This window comes from Dolichospermum sp. FACHB-1091 (genome assembly GCF_014697585.1).
In the GTDB taxonomy this organism is placed as follows: Bacteria; Cyanobacteriota; Cyanobacteriia; order Cyanobacteriales; family Nostocaceae; genus Dolichospermum.
Genome location: NZ_JACJSB010000003.1, coordinates 114,138 through 135,122, shown reverse-complemented (window position 1 = coordinate 135,122; position 20,985 = coordinate 114,138). Strand labels below are relative to the sequence as shown.

The window sequence follows — 20,985 nt, the reverse complement described above, 5'->3', positions numbered from 1 at the left end:
GCGGCCTAAAAATATTGACACTCATTCCTCCCTAAAAGCATTAAGCTAGAAATAGGAAATCAAGGAGGGTAAATATAATATGATGATCCTGCCAGGAACAACTGTTCGCGTCAAAAATCCCGCTGATATATATTATCGCTCTGAAGGACTTGTACAACGAGTTAGTGATGGTAAAGTGGCTGTACTATTTGAAGGTGGTAATTGGGATAAAATAATTACTTTCCGTCTCCCAGAATTAGAATCTGTGGAAACTACAGTCCAGAAAAAGGGGAAATAGCAAGTTAGTCAGTGGTCATTAGTAAATATTAAATTCTAGACACGCAACTTGCATAATACATGAGATCGTAGTCAGGACTTTAGTCCTCTTTTTGAGACGCTATGGGGACAAAATCAGGGCTAAAGCCCTGACTACAAAGAAAAGATGATAATTTTTTGTGACACTTGCGTGTCGTCCTTTTTTAATTCTTAATTGTTCATGCGTTTACCTTTACCACAGTTCACTACGGGTGATAGCGGATTGCCACCTAGTAATCGCTATTCTCAACATTTTGCGGAAGTAATTGAAACCAACACTACAGAATTTTTAGCTCAGTGTTTAGAACCGGAAGACTTGAGTTTCCCACCAATGCCACCTTTTGGTAGTTGGGTGAGTGCTGTGGATGAAGAATCTGGTAATCAAGTTTATGCTATAGTCTATCATGCCACAACTATGCCTGTTGATTCTGTACATCGGGCAGTTGCTTTAGGGTTATCCTTAGAAGCTTTGCGTGAGGAACAACCCCAAATATTTGCTATGCTAAAAACTGAATTTAGAGCCGCAATTGTGGGATTTGAGGAAAAATCTATAAATAGTCATCATGGCAAGATGTATCAATATTTGCCACCTCGTCCCCCACAAATTCACCAAGCCGTTTATCGCTGTCAACCGGAGGCCATTATTCAGTTTACTGAAGATTTGGATTTTCTGCGAACATTGCTGATGATTAATGGTGCGCCAGTAGATTCTCTGGCCGCAGCAGCTATACGTGGAGTGTATCAGTTACGCAAAACTGAGCGAGAATGGTTGATTAAAGCCGGACGACACCTGAGTATATTACTCAAGGATGATTATGACCGTCTGCGCTTTATTTTGAGTCAAATCCACCCATAGTGATTTTTGACAAACCCTAATTAATTGCGTTTAACTAAGTAGGTGAACGGAAAAAAACCGAAATATATAACGAAAAGTAAAGTTACCCAAAACCGTTCGGCTGACGCTCACGGCGAAGCCTCTTCCCTGTTCCCTGTTCCCTGTTCCCTTGTCATAACAACAATTTTTAACGCCAACCTACTTAGTTGGCTTTCCCCTTTCCTAGATTAAGAGAGTTGATGATAATGATCAAATTACTTATTTTTGGACTAATCGTGATTTATGTTGGTGGTGTGTGGAAATTTTGGACTGGATTTAACAGAACTAATTTTAACCAAACTTTACCCAACCGCATAGGTTTAGCTTTGTTGTGGCCTGCTTTATTTTTGGCTAATCCATCCTATCGTCGCAATTTTAGAAAAGCGTTGAAAGGATAATTAATTCATAATTACCAACCAATTATGAATTAATTATCTTTGTGAGAATCTTTGTTAAAAATTGTGCAAATTGACTAAAAAGCTTGAATCCACTCCTTAACAGAATACTCTATCCAAATACCGTTTTGCCAATAGGGATCAGATTCCACTAATTGACGAACGGTGTTTTCGTCTTCGGCTTCATAAATAGCAAAAACTTGAGTTACATCTTTTGTCGGTCCAATAGTAATCAAAATCCCCGCTTGCTTCTGTTTTGCTAATCCTGCTAAGTGATCTTGACGATAGGGTTCACGTTTCGTTAATACGTCTTCACAGTAACTTCCCCACATTATGTATTTTGTCATAACTGCTGATGATTGATAGTTATTAAAAACTATAGCAACATGAGGTTTTTTTCAGATAGAGATTGATGATTAAGTTTTTACAGCGATTTTCGGGTAAATGAACCACATTTTATATCTCACGCAAAGGCGCAAAGACGCAAAGGAAGAAAGGAATAGAAAAATTAGCGTGTGGTACAAATACATGAAAAATGCTGTAATTTCACCAACATCTCTGTATACTTAGGGCTTGCTGATAGCCTGCGTGGCGTAGCCATAAAAGTTGTCTGTGAGGGGAGGGAACAGGGAACAGGGAACAGTTAAAACTGTCTGGATATCCTCAATTTTCCAAATCCGACAAAGGAAAATGCAATTCATTTTGAGACACCATTAGCCAAAACCAGGCACTTTTTTGTCTTAAAAATCCGCGAAATCCTTAATCCATACTTAATAACATTTAATATAAATCTCGGCATTTATACAGATATTTATAATTATATGAAGTATATCCTAACCTGCTAATCGCTGGCGGGGAGGTAGCTAGGTATGTGGTTATTACACCAATCCCAAACCAATGCCAATGAGAAAGAAATTATATTTTCATCTATCTTGAGGTAGATTTTTATTAAAATAAATTACAATTTTGTATAGCACATCACAGTTTAATAGTTAAATATGGAACTAATATCTCACTTTAAAAAGATAACTAATCAAAAATATGGGTAGACAATTTAACCGACGTAAGTTTCTGCTTTACGGTGCTGCGGGTATTGGTAGTAGCATTTTCTTAAAAGCTTGTGCTAATAATACCCCCAACACTGCGAATAGTCCCGCAGCATCTACCAGTACACCTACCGTAGCTAGTACGGATAGTAAAACCATCAAGGTAGGTATTTTACATTCTCTCAGTGGCACAATGGCCATTAGCGAGAAAAGTGTGGTAGACGCGGAAAAACTAGCAATTAAGGAAATTAACGCCGCTGGGGGTGTTTTAGGTAAACAAATTGAAGCAGTTGTGGAAGACGGCGCTTCTAATTGGGATACCTTTAGAGAAAAAGCTACTAAATTGATTGACCAGGATCAAGTAGCTGTAGTTTTCGGTTGTTGGACTTCCGCTAGTCGCAAAAATGTCAAGCCAGTTTTCGAGAGTAAAGACCATATGCTGTGGTATCCTGTGCAGTATGAAGGTCAAGAATGTTCTAAAAACATTTTTTACACTGGTGCAGCCCCAAATCAACAAATTGAACCTTCTGTTGATTGGTTGTTGAAGAATAAAGGTAAAGAGTTCTTTTTAGTCGGTTCTGACTATGTTTTCCCCCGCACTGCTAATAACATTATTAAAGCTCAATTAGAGGCTTTAGGTGGGAAAACTGTTGGGGAAGATTACTTACCTTTGGGTAATACGGAAGTAACAGCTATTATCACGAAAATTAAGCAAGTTTTACCAAAAGGTGGAGTGATTTATAATACTCTAAATGGTGATAGTAATGTTGCTTTCTTCAAACAGTTGAAAGGAGCGGGATTGACACCAGATAAGTATCCTTCCATGTCTGTGAGTATTGCGGAAGAGGAAGTTAAAGCTATTGGTGTGGAGTATCTAAAAGGACATTATGCCGCTTGGAATTATTTTCAAACAGTAGACACACCTGCGAACAAGAAATTTGTGGCGGCTTTTAAGCAAGAATACGGTGAAAATAGAGTAACAAATGACCCAATGGAAGCCGCCTATATTGCGGTGTATTTATGGAAACAAGCGGTAGAAAAAGCCACTACAACTGACTTAGCGAAAGTCCGGGTTGCGGCCTATGGTCAAACTATAGATGCACCGGAAGGAAAAGTGACAGTTAATGCGAATCATCACATATCAAAAATTGTGCGGATTGGTCAAGTCAGACAGGATGGCCTATTTGACATTGTTTATGCTACCCCCGCACCAGTTGAACCAGTTCCCTGGAATCAATTTGTGAAAGAGACTAAGGGATTTGCTTGTGATTGGTCCGATCCCGCAAAAGGTGGTAAATACAAGAAAGGTTAATTTTATGATCAGTTGTCAGCGGTTAGTTATACAATTGCATCTCAATGAGGTATGTATGGGCGGGCAAGACTTGTACTGAGCAGTTCGACAAGCTCACTGTAACACTTGCCGAAGTATGCCCACCCCACAGGAGTTTTACTATTCATATTTGTACTTTGTTGAGTAGCAATTTTGTGATGTGAAAATAACTAAAAAATAACTAATGGCTGACAACTGACTATTAAGAATAAATTGATAATTGCGGGGAGAAAATGTTAACAGGTTTTTTAGAAGCTGTCTTTAATGGTGTTAGTATTGGCGCGGTTTTATTAATTGCTGCGTTAGGATTAGCGATCATATTTGGCTTAATGGGTGTCATTAATATGGCTCATGGTGAGCTAATGATGTTTGGTGCTTATACAACTTTTGTTGTCCAAAATGTTTGTAAGCAATTGGGTGGGGTTTGGTTTGATGTTTATATATTTTTGGCTTTGATTATCGCTTTTGTTTTCACTGCTGGTGTGGGATTAATTCTGGAAAAAAGCGTAATTCGTTATCTCTATGGACGACCTTTAGAAACTCTGTTAGCAACCTGGGGAGTAAGTTTAATTTTTCAGCAGTTTGTCCGCAGTGTGAATTTATTATTGATCATCGGGATAGCTTTGTTTTCTCTTCTGTTTTTTGGGGGTTTATGGATTTTAAATTCTCGGAATAATTTGCAGAAAACTCGTAATTTGGTTGTGGGAGTTTTACTATTTTTATCGCTAGGATTGACAATTACAATTTGTGATCTGTTAGGTAAAACTTATCAGCAAGGAGTAACTTTACCCTGGTTTGGCGCTCAAAATGTGGATGTTACAGCCCCTAGTTGGTTACAAGCTGGCGTATCTTTAGCAGGTGTACAATTACCCTATGCGCGGTTATTTATTATTGCTTTGACGATTATTTGTGTGGGGGGAATTTATCTATTTTTGCAAGGTTCTCATTGGGGATTAAGAATTAGGGCTGTAACCCAAAATCGCAGTATGAGCGCCTGTTTGGGTATCCCCACTCAACAAGTTGATGCGATTACTTTCGCGCTGGGTTCAGGGTTAGCTGGTGTAGCTGGATGTGCAATTAGTTTACTCGGTTCTGTTGGACCAAATACTGGACAAAATTACATTATTGACACCTTTATGGTGGTGGTTGTCGGTGGTGTGGGTAATTTAGCTGGTACGATTTTGGCCGCTTTGGGAATTGGGACAATTAATTATTTGATTGGTTCGGGAACTTTGGCTTTGTTGTTGGGTGGGGTTAAGCCTTTGGCTGATTTATTGAGTTTTTTTGCAACTACAAGTATGGCTAAGGTGATGGTTTTTGCGTTGATTATTGTGTTTTTACAATGGAAGCCAGGAGGAATTTTTCCCCAAAAGGGTCGTCATGTTGATGTTTAAATTATGAGAAATTAACCGCAGATAAACGTGGATTTGAGAAAATGGATAAGTTAGGAATGATGAAAATTAAAAAGGGGCGAAATTTAATATTAGTTGAAGTTGGGGTGGTTTGTGCGATCGCTTTAATTTTGATTTTGATTATGCCGGTGTTACTTTCAGATTTTCGTCTGAATTTATTGGGACGATTTTTGTCTTTGGCTATTGTGGCTTTAGGAATTGATTTAATTTGGGGTTACGCTGGTTTATTGAGTTTGGGACATGGGATTTTCTTCGGTTTGGGTGGATATGCGATCGCTATGTACCTAAAATTGCAAGTTCCTACGGGGGAATTACCGGATTTTATGGCGCTTTATGGTGTTACGGAACTTCCTGGATTTTGGCGGCCTTTTTCTTCTTTTCCCCTGTCTATGGCTGCTGTGGTGATGATTCCAGGTTTGTTAGCAGGATTACTAGGATATTTAGTATTTCGTAATCGCATTAAGGGGGTTTATTTTTCAATTTTGACTCAAGCTGCAATTATTGTATTTTTCAATTTTTTTAATGGACAACAACAATTTTTCAATGGCACAAATGGACTCATAGATTTTACCACTTTTCCGCCTTTATCTTGGGGAATTAATGGCAGTGGTGCTATAGTTAGTGATAGCAAAACTCAATTTGTTTTTTATGTCTTGACGGTGATATTTTTGGCGGCTATTTATGGGCTGTGTCGCTGGTTAACTAGTGGACGTTTTGGCAGATTATTAATAGCTATTCGTGATGATGAAAGTCGGGTCAGATTTTCTGGTTACGACCCCACAGACTTTAAAGTATTAGTATTTGCAGTTTCGGGAGCAATTGCTGGTATAGCTGGGGCATTTTACACCGTTCAAAGTGGTTCTGTATCCCCTAGATCCATGGATATTGGCTTTTCTATTGAAATGGTGATTTGGGTGGCTGTGGGGGGACGAGGGACGTTAACTGGGGCATTTATTGGCACTTTATTAGTTAATTATGCCCGCACTTTTTTGAGTGAACAATTCGCCGAAATATGGCTATTTTTTCAGGGTATACTATTATTAACTATCGTTATTTTGCTTCCTGACGGCATCATGGGATGGTTAAATAAACAAAATATTCCTTTTTGGAAACGTCAGCAATTAAAATTTTCTGATACCTATCCTAGTTTAGAAGAAGATATGGAAGTGAAACATGAACGCCAAAATCTTGGAAACTGAAAATGTCACCGTTAGTTTTGACGGTTTTAAGGCCATAAATCGCCTAAACTTTAGTATGAATGTTGGTGAATTGCGGGTAGTAATAGGTCCAAATGGGGCTGGGAAAACTACCTTTTTAGATGTGATTACGGGTAAGGTGCAACCAACCATAGGAAGAGTTCTATTTAAGGGTAAAAATTTACGTTCTTTAGCTGAACATCAAATTGCACGCTTGGGAATTGGGCGCAAATTTCAAACACCGCGAATTTATCTGAATTTAACACCTTTTGAGAATTTAGAAATCACTAGTAATCGTCAAAAAAATGTTTTTTCTACCTTGTTTCGTTCGATCAATTCTGCGGAAAAAAATAGTCTCAAAGGCTTATTAGAAACCATTGGTTTAACTGCAAAAGCAAATATTCCAGCGGCTTTATTATCCCACGGAGAAAAGCAACGTTTGGAGATTGGAATGTTAGTAGCACAATCTCCTGATTTATTACTTGTTGATGAACCTGTAGCTGGTTTAACAGATGAAGAAACCTATAATATCGGTAATTTGTTATTAACATTAGCGGAAAGTCATTCAATTTTAGTCATTGAACATGATATGGAATTTGTGCGACAAATTGCTAAGAAGGTGACGGTATTACATGAGGGTTCGGTATTGTGTGAAGGTGATTTTGAGCAAGTCAGAAATGACCCCCGCGTTATTGAAGTATATTTGGGAAAACAGGAATAAAATTACACCCCTCCCCTCGAAGGGGTTGGGGGTTAGGTTACTGAACCTTTAATATTACCGGAAATACTTTTAAAACATCTTCCTATTCCCCTGATTCCTTAGGTTCTTTAGTTGCTGGTTGAAACACTTGGTAAATATAATATGTGGCCATTGGTATCACAGTAGCCGCAATTAAAAGCCCTACAACCCAAACAGTAGCATTCCCTTTATCAGTGTCTTCCGCTTTAGTGAATGTTCCTTCTACTTTTACAGTTTCTACTTTCTGTGGTGGACCTGGATCTGGTTTACCAGATAGAACCGCAACCAGGCGATCGCTCACATCCAAAAAACCTTGATTATATTTATTGCCATTACGCAATAATGTACCTAATGTTTCTTCAGTAATACTCTGGGCGATACTATCAGTCAATAGAGACTTAATATTATCACCACTAATTAAAACAGTACCATTAGTAACAGTATCAACTAGTAGTAACACTTGATTAGCTTGCTCTGCTGCTGTGGGAAACCATTTAGTAAATAATCCTTGACCAAAACTTTCCGGTGTTTCTCCGTAGTCAAGCCTGTGAATTGTTACAAGTCTTACTTCATAGCCAGTTTCCTGAGCCAAATCCTTGAAAGTCTTAGTCAGATTACCTTCATTAAATCGGCTAATCACATCACCTTGATCTAAAATCCAAGTATCTGCTGTTAAACCTGGCATTTCGTATACACCAGTAGCAGAAGCAGGTAAAATAAACAGCGAAGTCCCCATCACCATTACCAGTAGAGGTAAAAGAAGACGAGTAAAGTATTTTTTGTTACTAAATATTTTTTTGAGTAACTGTTGCATGGTATGAATCCTTAAACAGACTTGCAATCAAAATACTACATAATGAGGGACTTGGTAATTGGTAATTGGTAAGAAGTTCTTTCCGCTGTACTCCAGCGTCGGCGGGGATATGTAACTTTATTAAGGTAATATTAAATTTAATAAAAGTAAAAAAATCTTTGTTTAAGGAAATATCATGACAGCCTCTACCACCTTTGACTTAGTAGCACTAAATCAGCAATTGGAAACCGCAACTCCCAAGGAAATTTTAGCCTGGTCTATCAAGAATATCCCCACGGGACTGGTACAAACTAGTGCCTTTAACGTTGATGACATCATCTTGACACATATACTGTATACAGAACTTCAGCATCCAGTTCCTGTAATTTTTCTTGATACCCTTTATCACTTTCCCCAAACCCTAGAATTAGTTGCTAAAGCCCAAGAAATCTATAATCTTGATTTAAAAACCTATAAAACACCAGATGTAGATAGTCGTGAAGCCTTTGCTGCTAAATTTGGTGAAGCCCTTTGGGATACAGATATTGCTAAATTCCACGATATTACCAAAATTGAACCATTGCAACGGGGTTTAGATGAACTGAATACCGTAGCCTGGATTACAGGCCGCCGTCGTGATCAAGCCGTTACCCGTGCTACCATGCCTGTATTAGAATTAGATGGTAAAGGAAGATTGAAAATTAACCCCCTAGCTACTTGGACCCGTAAACAAAGTTGGGAGTATGTAGCTGAACATAAGGTAATTTACAACCCTCTCCATGACCAAGGTTATCCCAGTATTGGCGACGAACCTATTACCACTAAAGTAGGTGAAGGTGAAGACGAACGCGCTGGACGTTGGCGCGGAAGTGAAAAAACTGAGTGCGGAATTCATATTTAGTCAGTTGTTAGCAGTCTAGACGACTAAACCCCCGACTTCTTGAACCAGTCGGGGATCATCCTACAGCAGTTTTCGGCGATTTAAACCAGACTTTGATTACCTTCTTCCTTCGCGCCTTCCCTAAGTAGGTGAACGGAAAAAACTAACATAAGTAACGAAAAGTAAAGTTACCCAAAACCTATTCCCTGTTCCCTATTCCCTATTCCCTGTTCCCTGTTCCCTATTCCCTGTTCCCTTGTCATAACTACAACCTACCTATAAGTAAATAAATTATGAAAATTCTTCATCTTTCAGATATCCATATTGGTAGCGGTTTTTGTCACGGGCGTGTTAATCCCCTCACAGGTTTAAATACACGATTGGAGGATTTTGTCAAGACATTATCTTTGTGTATTGACCGGGCGTTAAATGATGGTGTAGATTTAGTTTTATTTGGTGGTGATGCTTTTCCTAATGCGACACCTGCGCCCTATGTTCAAGAAGCTTTTGCTCATCAATTTCGTCGCTTAGTAGACGCAGATATTCCCACAGTATTATTAGTGGGAAATCATGACCAACATTCCCAAGGTTTGGGAGGCGCTAGTTTAAATATTTACCGAACTTTGGCTGTACCAGGTTTTGTGGTTGGTGATACTTTGACCACTCACCGCATTTCTACCCGCCATGGAGATATACAAATAATTACTCTCCCTTGGTTAACTCGTTCTACTTTGATGACTCGTCAAGAAACTCAGGGTTCTTCTTTGGCCGAAGTTAATCAATTACTCACAGAACGTTTACAGGTGGTCATAGAGGGCGAAATTCGTCGTCTTGACCCTAGTATTCCTACGGTACTTTTAGCTCATTTAATGGCTGATAATGCAACTTTGGGCGCAGAACGCTTATTAGCAGTGGGTAAGGGTTTTACTTTACCTTTGTCTTTGTTAACTCGCTCATGTTTTGATTATGTGGCTTTAGGTCATGTTCATAAACACCAAAATCTCAATAAATCTAATCACCCACCAGTGATTTATCCCGGAAGTATTGAACGGGTAGATTTTAGCGAGGAGAAGGAAGATAAAGGTTATGTCATGATAGAGTTGGAAAAGGGGAAGGTAAATTGGGAATTTTGTCCTTTACCAGTGCGAATATTTCGGACGATTGAAGTAGATTTATCTAAACACGATGATCCACAAGCAGCTTTATTAAAAGGAATTGCTAAATATGATATTCAAGACAATGTAGTGCGACTGATTTACAAATTGCGCTCAGATCAATTGGATTTAATTGATAACTCTTCCCTCAACAATGCTTTAAAATCCGCCCATACTTACACCATTCAAGCAGAACTAGTCAGTCAATTAGCAAAACCCCGGATTCCTGAATTGAGTACGAGTAGTAGTATTGACCCAATGTCTGCTTTAAAAACATACTTAAATAATCGGGAGGATTTAAAAGATATCGCCCCGTCTATGTTGGAAGCAGCGCAGAATTTGTTAACAGATGATCAGGAAATTTTTTTAGTACCATAGGGGGGAATGAAAAAGCAACAATTCAAGAGTCAGAATATTTGTTTGTAGCAGAAATCTACAGTAGAAAATTTTTTCATCATTAGCAGCAGAAATTGATCAAATGATTTATCAAATTTATAATTTAACCCCAGAGGAAATTGAAACTATAGAAAGTTATAGCGGGTAGAGATTTACTATTACTAAACCCCTCAGATTAATTCATAAATAATGGATTAATAATTTAATTTTTTAAAATCTCCGTTCAAATTCAACTACAGCGCGAGTATCATCAGTTAAATTAGTAGAAGAACGCAGACGAAGTTCATTATTTATTCGGTAATTAATCCCCCATTGTAAAGGATCACGAGCCGTCAAAATCTTAATAGTAGAAAAGGAAAACTTCGGGGAAAGATCAATTCCTGCTTCTAAAGCCAATTCTAAAGATGAATTATTTCTCCCTGCTTCTGGCCTTTGGGAAAGAATAGTCGGAAATACTCTTAATTCGCTTAAACCAAAAGCATCACCAATTTGATTAAATGCACCTTGGAAATTACTAAAAACGGCCGAACCAGCAATATTAATTAAACCCAGTTTAATATCACCACGTTCTTTAGTATCAATGAACCCACCCCCTAACAAGGCCACAATTTGTGTTTCTGAACGTGAAGGATTACTTTTGAGTTGTAAATTCTTATTGATTTGACTCGCTAAACCATTAATACTTGCTTCAACTCGAACTGTTTCTAAACCCGATAAACCTAAAGAACCTACAGAATTTTGTCGGCTAATATCGTTATTTTCAACTACATCTAGAATTTTAGCAAATAAACGAATGTCTAAATAAGGGTCGCGGGGTTGACTAGAAACAAAAGTAGCGGTATGTTCATAACCTCGTGCTAAACCTAATTGGGTAGTAAATAAATTCACCGCACCTTTAGTTAGTTTAATAGTTCCTTCCGGTAAGGGTTCAGCTAAATAACCACCAACAATTAAATCCCCAGCAGCTTGGAACTTAAAAAGCGGTGGACTAGTAATTTGTACATTTTTACCTAAGTTTAATTCTAACTTATTTAACTTGGTAATTTTATTTTCTACCTCCGGAGATTTTTTAGAAATACCGATTTTAGCATTTGAGGAATTAACATTTTTAGATTCTGCTAACAATATTTGACCATCAAATAATTCTATCTTACCACCAATTACAGGTTGCAGCAAAGAACCCGTAATTTCTAAATTACCGCTAGCACCCCCTTGATATAGTCCCTTGAGGTTTAAAGCTAATTGTTCTAAATTAACAATCAGCGGATTTTCTGTTTTAATATTTTGACTGGTAAAAATTGGTAGTTCTCCCACAACTTCAACTTTACCATTACTAAATCTACCTTCCAGACTGTCTACAAATACCCGGTTTAAATCAAACTCTGCACTACCATTTATATTGGTTAATTTTCCCGGTAATGCTTGAGCGCTAAAGGTAGCATTACTTAGGGAAGCTTTACCTTCAACTAACGGTTTTTTTAAAGTTCCTGAAACTTTTAGATCTAATTCTCCTTGTCCATTTTCAAAAGCTACTTCATTAGTAAAAAGATTTAAAAGTGTTAAACCTTCGTTTTTGACTTTCACATCTAAGGTAATTTGATTACTCTCTGATTTTCTAGCAGCAAAAGGTATTTGATAAGGAATACTCCCCGAAATTTCAGTTCCAGATTCTTTCCCCGTTCCTGAGACATTGCTACTAAAGTTTAATCTTCCATTAGCATAATTGAAAGTAGCATTAGTTGATGCTATTTGTTTTTGATTAATTGTTCCTTCTGTAATGTTTAATTCTCCTATAGCTTGAGGATTATTAATACTACCTGCTATTGCTGTCGTTAAATTCAGTTTACCTCCAATTCCTACTGGTAGTTTCACTAAATCATTTACTCGCCCAAGAGGAAAATTTTCTACTGTCAATTTACCTGATTGTTTACTATTACCAATGTTTCCTGTAAAGGAAATTAGCTTTTCCTGATTTTGAATCTCCAAAGGTTGTAAACGGAAAATTCCCTCTTCAAAACTACCTTTAACTACTACTTTTTCCACAGCATAAAATCGGCTTGGTTCTGTTGGTTTACCCCAATTCAAATTTTGTCCTTGCAGGTTAAATTTTATCTTTGGTTGGTCGGATGAGGCAATATTAATAGTAATAATACCATTGACAATCCCTTTTAAGTCTCTTAATTCTGGTATGGGTGTAGAATCTATCCGCTTTTCGTCTTCCATAGCTACTAGGGCATCAATTTCTGATAACCTTTGAATTTGGGTGAATAAGGATTGATTTGGTAATTTTTGGGATTTAGCGGTCAAATCCCCAGCTTTGCCGTATTTTGGTGCTTTTAAACCACGTTGCAAGTCTTGAAGTTCAAATATTTGGACAACATTAAGAATGTTTTGAATATTGCCTTTGTTAATTTTTATGTTTGCTTGTAGTTGCGGTTTTCTAGTCCATGGTTTGATATTTGCATCAAAGTTATATCTGCTTTCACCTTTGCTAAATTCGCTGTTACTCAAACTGAATGTGCTATTATCATATCGCAATTGGGTTTGAAAACGATCGCCTTTAATTCGGCCAATTTGTGGTTTCTCAATGGTTATATTTCCCTCTGTCGCTAATGTCTGGGAATTAATTTGCAAATTTCCACTTAATAATCCCCCCACACCTCCTGGACTTAATGGCGTATTATTTGGTAAAACTATATTTAAGGTGTTTAATGGTAGATTATTCATACCCACGGCTAAGTTACCATCTGTTTCCATACCTGACAACAATGTTTGTTGCCACTTGACCAAAAAAGATTTAGGACGATTATTACCATCTAACTCAAATGCTACGCGCTCTTTTGCACCTGCAACATCTAAGCTTAATCCCTGTCCTGATATAGCTTTAACACTACCAGTTAGATATGGTTCAAAGGCAAATTTTTGAAGTCTTAAATCTGTAAATCCCAACTTACCTGTAATATTTGGTGCAGTCGCTTTTCCTCTCAACTGTCCGCTAAAATCCACATTTCCAGCAATATCTAGGTTTTTAGGTAATTTAATCGGCAACTGTTGCAGGTTATAATTATTTATATTTAAGTTGAAATTCATATCCGTAATTTCGGGAATACCTACTCTTTCTGCATTAGCTAATAAATAACCTTTAACTTGGAAATCAGCATTATTAGAACTGTCTATGGTTAGCTTTTTCCCATTCCAACCAACATCTAACCGAATAGGTGAATCAATACCTATCAAACCTCTATTAAACCGCAGTTGACCAACAGCAGCAATATCTGCTAATTTGGGAGCAGCTAAAGTTCCCGCTACTTGTAATTTCCCTCCCAACTGTCCTTGTAACTGCTGACCAAAGGAACGCAATTTTAACCCAGAAGTAGCCAAAGAAGCTTGATAATTTCCATCATTAACTCGAATATCAGCGGCCGTAACCGTTCCGCTAGGGAGTTTCAATCTACCTTTTCCCTCTCCCTGAATAGTTTCAGGTTGGAATGACTCCACAGAACCCGCTACTTGCAATTCACCTGTGATATTTCCTTGCCATGGGGATGGTACAGGTGCTAAACTGAGCAAAGGTACATTATCAGCTTGAATTTTCGCCTCATAGCGACCTTCCGCAACTTGAATATTCCCAGCTTTAATTTTCCCCTCTCCCACAGATAAAAAGGCCTCACCCAATGCTGTGATGGTTTTGAGTTGGAAATTTTCCCGATTACCCCCAATCATGAATTTACCTGTGAGGGGATAATTTAAAATCGGGTTGGTTTGTTTTTGTTTTAATATTGTACCTAAGCGTAAATTTCTCCCTAGTAACAAGGCTGTGAAATTTTGCTCTTGTAAGTCGAGTTGGGCTATATTGACTGTACCACCGGCAATGTTAACATTCGCATTTTCAGGAATAATTGTCTCAATTTTAAATGGTGAGGAATTTCCTGATAAACGCAGACCTCCATTAAATTCAGCCCCAGTTAAGGAAATGTTTTCCTGTTGTTTTTGGTCTATAAAGGAGGCTAGTTTAATCTTACTAGCTTGCGCCAAAGCTTGCCAACGACCATTAACATAAGTACCACTACCCCTAACTATGCCACTACCTACATTAGCAACTACATCACGAAAGTCAACCGTTTGGTCAGAATTAATAATTGTTGTTAACGTTGTGGGATATTTAGCTTCAGGTGCTTGCAATTTTACTACAGTCTGGGTTTTATTATCCACTCCTTTGAGTTGGGCTGTAGCTGATAATAGTCCAATGGGGAATCCTGTTTTAATATTGTATACTTGAGCGATCGCATCTCCGGCTATATTTTCCCCAGTCAAGTTAAAATCTAGTTGGGGTACTGGACTGAGTTTAATTGTTCCCCCACCTTTTACCTCACCTTGCTCTGTAGTTTTTCCTTGGATATCTGTAATTTTCAGCAGAGACTTACTGCTTATCAGTTCAAATTTACTACTAACTTTCTGAAAATCTACTTTATCAATTCGGACAGTTTTCAAACTGCTGACACTACCGGATAATACTGGCTGGGAAATTTCTCCCAATATCTGTACATCTGCTTGAGCTATCCCAGTTACAGGAACTGGTAACTTGACTTTCAGAGTAGTTTGGGCATTAGCTAAACTTACCGCATTGACACGCCCTTTTAAATTAAATCCAGCTTCCTGGTCAATTGTACCTGATGCTGTAACCGGGATTTGCCCATAGTTGGTAATTATCTGCTCTAATTTAATAGCTAGTCCATCAAAACTGAGATTCCCTTGACTATTATTTAATAATTGAGGTATTTTAGGGATTTGTACCGTCACTCCCGCTATGGCCGCCTTACCATATAATAAGGTTTTCCCTCTGGGAACTACTTTAATTTGCAAATCACCATTGACTCTACCAGTTTTTAAGGTTAGTGGTAAAGTGACAATTCGCGTAATATCTGCTGCGAGAATGTTTTCCGCTTGTAGTCGAAAATCCCCAGCTAAAACCTTCCGAGGAATTAAATCCCCGACAATGGAAATATTACCCCCACTCACTGCCTGACCAGCTAATTCTAATTTAATCAGACGATTTTGATTTAAGAGTTTAGCTGTGCCATTAATTCCTGAAAATGCTACTTTCTCTGGTAAAGAATTTTTTTCTAAAACCGATACTTTCGGCACTAATACTAAATTAGCATCACGAAACCGCAATTTATCCAAATCAGTTTTAATCAATGCTTTACCCGTAGGCGGAGTTATACTAGTAGTTAACCAGCGTCCTTGGGAATCTTGTTCAATATAAATATCTGGATTAATTAAAGTAACATCTAATAAAAGATGGCGGTTAATAACTAATTGCCAAGGATCAAATCCTACTTCAACAGCTTTTGTATTTACCTTATCTGAATCTGTGTTGGTAGTTGGTATCTCTGAAGCGTCAAAACTTACCCCTGTCAGGGAAAATGACTTAACTGCTCCCAATTTTACCGGACGGTTCAGGGTGGTAGTTAGATTTTGGGTAACTAATGGTACTAAATCATTATAAACGAAATTCCGCAACCGCCAAATACCAGCAATAATTCCCAGCACCAATACAGCACCTAAAACTAGTCCACCTCGACTTAATATTGTTAACCATAGACGCTCAAACCCAGAGTTTCTGGAGTGAGAATTTTGACCAGGAGAGTTAGACATCTTGTTTTCACCACAACTTATGGGATGAGGAAGCCCGCTAAATTTACGCTGCTGGATATTTGACACTCACCCTGCCTATTATACCAAAAGCTGTCTTTCTAGAACGGAGTTTTTAACCAAAATTTTCGGCAAAAAGAGAGGAAAAGCTATTGACAACGAGTTTTTAATCTGTTATTATAGAACCGACGAGGAAGAACCATCTTCTATTTTTATATGGATTAATATTTTTTGAATCACGCAGAGGCGCGGAGAGTTGGCACTTTTTCTAGGAAAAAAGTGGAAAAGGTATTGACAAGGAATTTTTAATCTGTTATCATAGAAACGACGAGGAAGAACTATCTTCTGATAATTTTAGAAATCTACAGCAAATAAGCCCAAGCAGATTTTATCAAAAATTATTTTAAAAAAAATAGTTGAGAAAGTCAAGCCCAAAAATGAACTTTTTTCGTCGAGTTATTGAGAATATTCTCAAGATTATTGAGAATAGAGGGGCAATTATTCGACTTTACCTTTTTTGTCAAATTCTTATTTAAAAAACTTATGGTTAATTAACTATATAATTGGAAAATCTTTTAGTTTAGCTGTGAGTCCTGAAAATCCGACAAAAATGATCTCAGACTTTTGCAAATGCACAACCTAGAACTCTAATATAAGTTAGACAAGAAATCAAAGGATGGATAATGCGTGTTTTTGTACTAATTTTTAATGCTGGTACGGATAATGAGGGCATTCATAGCGTTCGCATTACCAATGGCCAAGGGTTAGAAGGTAATCAAATCCTCATGTTTGAATCAGAAGATGATGCTACTCGCTATGCTTTAATGTTGGAAGCTCAAGACTTCGCTGTACCAACAGTGGAAATGATGGATGCTGCTGATGTTCAGGAATTTTGCGAAAGTGCCGGCTATGATTGGGAAATTATTTCCGAAAATAGTGAGTTAGCGATTCCTCCAGCAATGAACGTGGAAGAAACTGACTGGCAAGCTGAAGCTGAAATGGGATATACTGGAAAGGATTTCCCAGACACAGGTTCATCCGTCCCGGAAATTGCTAATTCTGATTTAGACAGCATTCGTCGTCAACTGGAAGGGCTATTATGATTTGTCATGGGTCATTAGTCATGAGCAGTAAATGACAACTGACTATTGATTTGTTACCACTGACCAAGAATATAGACTACACAAAATGACAAATTTCCAGGAACGCGGCCATCTACTGACGGAACAAGTTAATCCTCATAGTCTCAATTTAGATCAACTCAATTCCCTGGAATTGGTGGAGTTATTTAATCATGAAGACCACAAAGCAGTAGCAGCAGTAGCAGAGGCTAAAGTTCAATTAGCAGCAGCTATTGATTTGACAGCGGACAGGTTGCGTCAAGGGGGACGTTTATTTTACGTGGGTGCAGGGACAAGTGGTAGATTGGGAGTATTAGATGCTGCTGAATGTCCACCTACTTTCTGCACTCCGGCCGAGTTGGTACAGGGAATTATTGCCGGTGGCGCTGGTGCATTGGTTCGCAGTTCTGAGGATTTAGAAGATCGATCTGAAGATGGGGAAAGTGCGATTTCTCAACGACAAATTACCCAACTAGATGTGGTCGTCGGTATTACTGCGGGAGGAACAACACCTTTTGTTCACGGTGCTATTAATGCTGCTCGTCAACGCGGAGCTAAAACTATTTTTATAGCTTGTGTCCCCGCTGAACAAGTCACTATTGAGGTTGATATTGATATTCGTTTGTTAACAGGTCCAGAAATTTTGGCTGGTTCTACTCGTTTGAAAGCGGGAACTGTAACAAAATTGGCTTTAAATACTCTCTCCACTGGGGTAATGGTCAAACTCGGTAAGGTCTATGGTAATCGCATGGTTGATGTCGCTGTGACTAATCAAAAGTTACGCGATCGCGCTTTACGGATTCTACAAGACTTGACGGGCTTAAGTCGAGAAGCGGCGGGTTTTTTACTGGAACGCAGCGGTAAATGGGTGAAGTTGTCCTTATTAATGCACTGGACGGGTTTAGATCAGGAAGCCGGTAAGGAACTACTAGCTGCACATTTGGGTAATCTCCGTCAGGCTGTAACTAGTTATAATCAAGATCATAATTCGGGTGTTGGTAAATAAAAGTGTGAATTTCACTTCACCTATATCTTCACCTATATCTAGGGTGTTTTAGCTGTCTTCGTAACGCACCACTCCAGGCACAGAGGACGCACAGAGGAAGAGTGTTTATATGTTAGATTTGCGTCAAAATAGTGAAAGTTGACCTTCTTTTTTTAGTTTCCAACTGTTTTCTCCCATGCGTTCTCCTATGTCTTCTAACACACTCAAAATGGTTTGATCTTCTGGGGTAGTTCCATTTTTTAAAAGTGGTAATAAATGCAAAACTATTTGATCAAAGTTGGGATTTTTCTTTTCTCTTTCCATTCTGCGTAAGTAACTGATTAAGTAGTATTTAATTCTCAATTTTACATCTATATGTGATTTGAATTTTGCATCTTTTTTGAGAGTAAATAGTTCTGTTTTTTCATCATAGTCAAAATTACCTAATAAAATTGGTGTTAAATCAGAATATTCTTTTTTTAATAAGTCTAAAAAACCTAATTCTAAACCTTTAATAATTAGTTCGTCGTTAATTTGTTCTAGAGTTGCACCATCATTTTTAGCTATAATTCCTTCAATAGTTTGAATGACAATTTCTGCAATATCCATTCCTAAGTTAGCTTTCATAATAGCTTTAGGACTGCGAACTTTACGAAAATTAATGATTAATTGTCCTGATAAAACTGTGAAAGGGTTTTGTCTTTTTTTAAAGCTTGTTTGGCCATTTTTTTGTGGTACTGCACCAATATATTCAAAACCGCAACTTTCCGCAGTATCAATAATTAAATGCCAAAATTCAGGATCTTTATGAGCAAATACAAATGATAACCACCGGTCAAATTTTAACACTCGATACATTTCTTTGATGCTTTCAGCTATTAATTGGTTATATTCATCTTTAGTTTTTTGATGTTCTCCTCCCTCAATTGCTTCTTGTTCATAGTCTGCTTCTGTTACTTCTAAATCTAACCAAGCATTCCACATTACAGATAAATCTAAATAAGGAATTTTCTTACCATAGGGAGGATCTGTATATATATAGTCTACACTTTCTTTGGGAATAAAACTTAAATTTGTGGCTGAACCTTTAATAATTTGTCCATAAGAAATAGTTTTTTCGTTAATAAAATATTCCATCTCTTTTTTTGCTGCAACTACTTTTTTAAATCGCATTTCAAAATAAGTTAAGATATGTATATCCTTTGGTGAAGGAGCTATTCTATAACGATAATATTGAAATGCACTTGCATTACCCTGACCATCTTGTGTTGATGTTTTTCCTGTGTGGTATGTTAAATTGGCTTTTGTCAAAAGTCCAGAAAACATTAGCATTAATGAATTTCTAATATTTTTGTTTCTCTCTTTTTTAATAATTGACTTTAATAAACCTAACTGTGCTAATTGTTTATCACTAAATAACTGTTCTACAGTTTCCACGTCTGAACCTTTAGGTAATTGTAAACCTTGAGGATAGGGATATTTTATTAATGCTTTTTGAATATCAGTTTCCGTTTTAGGTTCTTTGTTTTCATATTCCGTTTTTACTTTTGCAAAAGCTACTGAAAGTTCATCAAAATCTACAGGAGTAATTAAAGAATTAACAAGAAATACAGCCATAGGATTAATATCTATACTAATGGCTTTTCTATTATTCATTAAAGCTTCAATAGCTGTCACTCCACTACCACCAAAAGGATCAAGAATTAAATCTCCAGGTTGACTAAAGTTTTTAATATATTCAGCGACTACATTCCAGGCTTGTTTAGTAAAATATCCATGAACTCCAAAATGTCTTCTTGCTGCTCTTTTTTTAACTAAAATTTCTTCCAATAAAGGACGAGAATTATAATCGAAACTAACTTGAGGTTTAGCTGTAGCTATGGTAGTTTCATAATTAAAGTTTTTACCAGATTGAAAACTATTAGGTGATAAATATTGAGTTAATTTTTCCCAATGATATTCAATTTCATCCAGGCTAAAAAATAAAATAGGTATATTAGTTGCGGTGGTTTTAAATATAGAAAACTCTACACCATTACAAAGAGCAAAATAATTACTCCTAATTTCCGGGTGGGTAGCATAACTATAAACCTGTTCTATATGATCACCCTCTTTAATATTCTCATTTGGTGCTTTTGCGTCAAGTACCCAAGCAAAATTATTTTCTACCTTCAAAACATAATCAGGAACAAGATTTATAGGGCGTTTTTTACTACCTATTTTCAAAAAAGGATGTTGTAATGTTTTACTACGAATTATATTGATTTCTGTATACCCAAGTGCTTTTAAAATAGGCAGAATAATTACTTCTCTAACGCTATCTTCTTTGAAATCTGGATTTTGTTTTAGTGTCTGCAAGTTTAAATTTCCAAAAAGATTTTTCATTTTTACCCCTGATCAAATTTTTAGATTAGATGATTTTTTCAGGCTATCTTTGAAGTTTATTATGGTAGATTCCCCTATTATAACACTTTAATCAAATAAAACCAAATCATACATAAAACTTAATTATTCAACAATTAAATTCAAATAAATTCAAAGTCTGACACTAATTTTTGAACAACAAAATCCCCGACTTTTAAAAATTAAATAAAAATCAAATAAAAATCAAATAGGAGTTTTATATATAGGTTAAAAGTTTTGATAAGAGAGACATCTTCATAAACATCAGTAAGTAGGGTAACGCAAAAAAACCGACATAAGTAACGAAAAGTA

The 20,985-nt window shown here is 37.1% G+C and carries 15 protein-coding genes; 11 read left to right on the top strand and 4 right to left on the bottom strand.

What is annotated here, in order from left to right:
• Window positions 1-82 precede the first annotated feature (82 nt).
• The 3 genes from H6G25_RS02750 (at window position 83) to H6G25_RS02740 (ending at window position 1,566) form a co-directional block, all read left to right on the top strand.
• Entirely contained in the window at window positions 83-277 is a 195-nt protein-coding gene (locus tag H6G25_RS02750) for an NAD(P)H dehydrogenase subunit NdhS (RefSeq protein ID WP_190391240.1), read from the top strand.
• A 198-nt stretch (window positions 278-475) separates the two neighbouring features.
• Complete coding sequence (locus H6G25_RS02745) at window positions 476-1,150, top strand: HAS-barrel domain-containing protein (RefSeq protein WP_190391157.1); 675 nt, start codon at window positions 476-478, stop codon at window positions 1,148-1,150.
• A gap of 224 nt (window positions 1,151-1,374) precedes the next feature.
• The gene (locus H6G25_RS02740; protein WP_028083513.1) at window positions 1,375-1,566 is read left to right on the top strand and encodes a hypothetical protein; all 192 of its coding nucleotides are present in this window, start codon (window positions 1,375-1,377) and stop codon (window positions 1,564-1,566) included.
• Between the two features lie 74 nt (window positions 1,567-1,640).
• Here the strand turns inward: H6G25_RS02740 and H6G25_RS02735 are convergent, their stop codons facing one another.
• Window positions 1,641-1,910, bottom strand: coding sequence for a YciI family protein (locus tag H6G25_RS02735; RefSeq protein WP_028089999.1), 270 nt, complete (start codon window positions 1,908-1,910; stop codon window positions 1,641-1,643).
• A 694-nt stretch (window positions 1,911-2,604) separates the two neighbouring features.
• Here H6G25_RS02735 and urtA point away from each other — a divergent pair.
• From urtA to urtD, 4 genes are all read left to right on the top strand, one after another.
• Window positions 2,605-3,921, top strand: a complete 1,317-nt coding sequence (gene urtA / locus H6G25_RS02730; protein ID WP_190391156.1) for an urea ABC transporter substrate-binding protein — start codon at window positions 2,605-2,607, stop codon at window positions 3,919-3,921.
• A gap of 251 nt (window positions 3,922-4,172) precedes the next feature.
• Window positions 4,173-5,333: an urea ABC transporter permease subunit UrtB gene (gene urtB / locus H6G25_RS02725; protein WP_190391155.1), complete on the top strand. Its 1,161-nt coding sequence runs from the start codon at window positions 4,173-4,175 to the stop codon at window positions 5,331-5,333.
• A gap of 41 nt (window positions 5,334-5,374) precedes the next feature.
• Window positions 5,375-6,550 (top strand): urea ABC transporter permease subunit UrtC, encoded by a 1,176-nt coding sequence (gene urtC, locus H6G25_RS02720; protein WP_242034866.1) that lies wholly within the window; start codon window positions 5,375-5,377, stop codon window positions 6,548-6,550.
• On the top strand, window positions 6,525-7,268 hold the full coding sequence (gene urtD / locus H6G25_RS02715) for an urea ABC transporter ATP-binding protein UrtD (protein WP_190391154.1): 744 nt from the start codon (window positions 6,525-6,527) through the stop codon (window positions 7,266-7,268). The genes urtC and urtD overlap by 26 nt, the downstream gene beginning before the upstream one ends.
• A gap of 82 nt (window positions 7,269-7,350) precedes the next feature.
• On the opposite strand, the gene H6G25_RS02710 is transcribed toward urtD, so the two are convergent.
• Entirely contained in the window at window positions 7,351-8,100 is a 750-nt protein-coding gene (locus tag H6G25_RS02710) for a TPM domain-containing protein (RefSeq protein ID WP_190391153.1), read from the bottom strand.
• Window positions 8,101-8,275: 175 nt separating this feature from the next.
• Here H6G25_RS02710 and cysH point away from each other — a divergent pair, with 175 nt between their 5' ends.
• Window positions 8,276-8,980, top strand: coding sequence for a phosphoadenosine phosphosulfate reductase (gene cysH, locus H6G25_RS02705; protein ID WP_190391152.1), 705 nt, complete (start codon window positions 8,276-8,278; stop codon window positions 8,978-8,980).
• 269 nt (window positions 8,981-9,249) lie between these two features.
• Window positions 9,250-10,491, top strand: coding sequence for an exonuclease subunit SbcD (locus H6G25_RS02700; protein ID WP_190391238.1), 1,242 nt, complete (start codon window positions 9,250-9,252; stop codon window positions 10,489-10,491).
• A 228-nt stretch (window positions 10,492-10,719) separates the two neighbouring features.
• Here the strand turns inward: H6G25_RS02700 and H6G25_RS02695 are convergent, their stop codons facing one another.
• Window positions 10,720-16,167: a translocation/assembly module TamB gene (locus H6G25_RS02695; RefSeq protein ID WP_190391151.1), complete on the bottom strand. Its 5,448-nt coding sequence runs from the start codon at window positions 16,165-16,167 to the stop codon at window positions 10,720-10,722.
• A 680-nt stretch (window positions 16,168-16,847) separates the two neighbouring features.
• Between H6G25_RS02695 and H6G25_RS02690 the strand changes: the two genes are divergently transcribed.
• Together H6G25_RS02690 and murQ are read left to right on the top strand one after the other, a co-directional pair.
• On the top strand, window positions 16,848-17,267 hold the full coding sequence (locus tag H6G25_RS02690; RefSeq protein WP_190391150.1) for a DUF3110 domain-containing protein: 420 nt from the start codon (window positions 16,848-16,850) through the stop codon (window positions 17,265-17,267).
• 85 nt (window positions 17,268-17,352) lie between these two features.
• Window positions 17,353-18,291: an N-acetylmuramic acid 6-phosphate etherase gene (gene murQ / locus H6G25_RS02685; protein WP_190391149.1), complete on the top strand. Its 939-nt coding sequence runs from the start codon at window positions 17,353-17,355 to the stop codon at window positions 18,289-18,291.
• 123 nt (window positions 18,292-18,414) lie between these two features.
• On the opposite strand, the gene H6G25_RS02680 is transcribed toward murQ, so the two are convergent.
• Entirely contained in the window at window positions 18,415-20,655 is a 2,241-nt protein-coding gene (locus H6G25_RS02680; protein ID WP_190391148.1) for a DNA methyltransferase, read from the bottom strand.
• Window positions 20,656-20,985 lie beyond the last annotated feature (330 nt).

Excerpts from the sequence above, each read along its gene's own strand:
- H6G25_RS02750 (WP_190391240.1), top strand. The coding sequence starts at position 83 with ATGATCCTGCCAGGAACAACTGTTCGCGTCAAAAATCCCGCTGATATA.
- urtA (WP_190391156.1), top strand. The coding sequence starts at position 2,605 with ATGGGTAGACAATTTAACCGACGTAAGTTTCTGCTTTACGGTGCTGCG.
- H6G25_RS02740 (WP_028083513.1), top strand. The coding sequence starts at position 1,375 with ATGATCAAATTACTTATTTTTGGACTAATCGTGATTTATGTTGGTGGT.
- cysH (WP_190391152.1), top strand. The coding sequence starts at position 8,276 with ATGACAGCCTCTACCACCTTTGACTTAGTAGCACTAAATCAGCAATTG.
- H6G25_RS02680 (WP_190391148.1), bottom strand. The coding sequence starts at position 20,655 with ATGAAAAATCTTTTTGGAAATTTAAACTTGCAGACACTAAAACAAAAT.
- H6G25_RS02710 (WP_190391153.1), bottom strand. The coding sequence starts at position 8,100 with ATGCAACAGTTACTCAAAAAAATATTTAGTAACAAAAAATACTTTACT.
- urtC (WP_242034866.1), top strand. The coding sequence starts at position 5,375 with ATGGATAAGTTAGGAATGATGAAAATTAAAAAGGGGCGAAATTTAATA.
- urtB (WP_190391155.1), top strand. The coding sequence starts at position 4,173 with ATGTTAACAGGTTTTTTAGAAGCTGTCTTTAATGGTGTTAGTATTGGC.
- H6G25_RS02745 (WP_190391157.1), top strand. The coding sequence starts at position 476 with ATGCGTTTACCTTTACCACAGTTCACTACGGGTGATAGCGGATTGCCA.
- H6G25_RS02735 (WP_028089999.1), bottom strand. The coding sequence starts at position 1,910 with ATGACAAAATACATAATGTGGGGAAGTTACTGTGAAGACGTATTAACG.
- murQ (WP_190391149.1), top strand. The coding sequence starts at position 17,353 with ATGACAAATTTCCAGGAACGCGGCCATCTACTGACGGAACAAGTTAAT.
- urtD (WP_190391154.1), top strand. The coding sequence starts at position 6,525 with ATGAACGCCAAAATCTTGGAAACTGAAAATGTCACCGTTAGTTTTGAC.
- H6G25_RS02690 (WP_190391150.1), top strand. The coding sequence starts at position 16,848 with ATGCGTGTTTTTGTACTAATTTTTAATGCTGGTACGGATAATGAGGGC.
- H6G25_RS02695 (WP_190391151.1), bottom strand. The coding sequence starts at position 16,167 with ATGTCTAACTCTCCTGGTCAAAATTCTCACTCCAGAAACTCTGGGTTT.